2 protein-coding genes are annotated in these 2,328 nt (G+C 41.9%); one reads left to right on the top strand and one right to left on the bottom strand.

Translation table 11 applies throughout. The features are described from left to right. Nucleotides 1–1,139 (bottom strand): YjjI family glycine radical enzyme (locus H5185_RS21730; protein ID WP_182743208.1); only part of this gene is annotated, 1,139 nt, incomplete at its 3' end. 356 nt (nucleotides 1,140–1,495) lie between these two features. Here H5185_RS21730 and H5185_RS21725 point away from each other — a divergent pair. Next, a partial coding sequence (locus tag H5185_RS21725; RefSeq protein ID WP_182743206.1) for a transglycosylase SLT domain-containing protein occupies nucleotides 1,496–2,328 on the top strand: 833 nt, incomplete at its 3' end.

Here is a 2,328-nt window from a genome sequence, read left to right as displayed (position 1 = left end):
CGCCCCTTATAACCATAGGTCACCGGAGTTGATGTCACCATGTTAGCCAATGCAGCTGAGATCCTTAGGCCTAATTCATTAGCTGCCTGGCTGTGACCATAGGCGTTACTGGATTGACTAATAGCCTCGGGCGATCTAATAGCAGCAGCTAACCCCTTAGCAGACAAGGCTTGTAAAATATTAACCGCCTCAGCCATACCGTAAATCCCAAACATAGGCGCAAAACGGTCCTCAACAATGAGTTGCTCCTTAACCAAAAAACTGTCGAAAAAATGTGATTGTTGATGTAAGAATGCCGAACGCGCCTCAATAAGCTCAAAGGTGAGTTGGCCATAATAAGGCAGTACTTGTTGAAAAAAATCATCGATGCTAGCGGCTTTTAAGGCAACTTGTTTTAAGTTAAGTCGTACTAACGTATTGGCGCCGCCAGCTAAAGGGAGCGCGTTATAACAACTGACAATACCAAACCCGCGCTTATCGAATGTTTCGGCATGCAACGAATAGTTGGCGATGTGAGGCTTATTGCAAAAACAAATATTGGTGGTCGCCTGCAATAATAAATCATCTGGTGTTATTGCGGGCTCGTACATAAAGGTCAAATTAGGCGCAATTTGTTGTAACTCAAGGTCAATGCGCAATAAAGTCCGGCAAATAATATTATCAGTCGGACCAATATTCACATGCATAAATGCATCGGGCAATATGCGGTCAAGTAAGATCCAAAAGCGGGTTAATTTGCGATAAATGGCATCAGCATCGAGCCCAGCAACAAAAGGCATCAATAACGCATCTAAATGACCTAAGAACACCGGAATATTGGTCACCGACGGCACATGATGATAAAGCACCATTAACGCATTGAGGGCATCATCAAAATCTTCAGCCGGTGATAACGCTAAGTACTCTGAACCTTGCTTCAGGTATTTAGCATAGTCGGGCAGAACATAACGCGGTTTAAACGGCGCGTGGCCTTCAAACATATCGCAAATAATACCGTCCTTCATCGCATTACTAACCTGCTCAGACACTGCCACATATGGCAGACTATTTTCAGCTTCTAGGGCCAAATAATTTGATTTTTGCTTAGGAGAAAGGTGAGGGTGGCTGACTATTTGGACAATATTTTCTTGTAATGACATGACTGAATTCACTTTTTAAAGGCTAATGCTTAATAGCCATTAATCTACTCAGTGACCGGGTGTTTAAACAGTGAAAATAGCTGAGGTTGGCATTGATAAAATCGAAATCCGATGATGCAGATCACAATCAATCAAGTTCTCTACTCCATACTATGTCCTAATAATTCTAAACGCATAATGATTATCGTTAAGCTGAATTGATTAACGGTTGAAGTCATTGATAAACTTTTCTAAATTGGCTCTTTAAAACTGATAGATAGAAAAATAAAACTCAATTACAATGGACGACTTTTGCTTCAAAAATATTCGCGATCTGAGCATAAAATGCCAGCGTAAGATCTAAGGAACATCTTTAATTGAGAACATTAATTGTCTTTATCACAACAGGCTTTATCCTGTTAAGTGGTTGCCAAACGGTGGCAATTAAAGATGCCGACGCAGACAACAATTTCAGTACTGCCAATAAAACAAGCTCAACGATCCCTAAGTTTTTAGCCCGCCGAAATTACCAAGACAATGGTGATGTGTGGGAACGCATCCGCTACTCAATGGATATGCCAATCCCAGATGAGCAGTTAGTTAACCAATATCGACAGTGGTATATCGATAATCCACAGCATCTTGAGAGTATTTCGCAACGCGCAAAGCCATTTTTGTATTTAATTGTGCAAGAGTTTGAGCATCGAGATTTACCTATTGAATTAGCCTTACTACCTATGGTTGAGAGCTCATTTAATCCTTTTGCTTATTCTAGCGCCGATGCGTCAGGTCTATGGCAGTTCACCTCACCAATGGCCAGCCATTTTGGCTTGCAGATGAATTGGTGGTATGACGGTCGAAGAGATGTGCCAGCGGCAACATCCGCAGCATTAGATATGCTCGAATACCTGTACAAAAAGACCGATAATTGGTTATATGCATTAGCCGCATACAATGCCGGTGAAGGTCGGTTACGTGAGGCGATTAGATACAATGAAGCGAGAGGACTGAGTACTGACTTCTGGTCTTTACCCTTACCTAAAGAAACCAGACAGTATGTGCCGCAATTACTGGCAATCGCCGATGTGATAAAAAATGCTCAACGTTATGGTATTGCACTCAAAACGATTCCTAACAAACCACTTGTTGAAGTCATTGATGTTGGCAGTCAAATCGATATCTCGGGGGCATATTTGCAAGCTCAGCTGCC

Source organism: Shewanella sp. SG44-6, from assembly GCF_014164185.1.
Classification (GTDB): Bacteria; Pseudomonadota; Gammaproteobacteria; order Enterobacterales; family Shewanellaceae; genus Shewanella; species Shewanella vesiculosa.
This window is presented reverse-complemented; position numbering and strand designations above follow the sequence as displayed.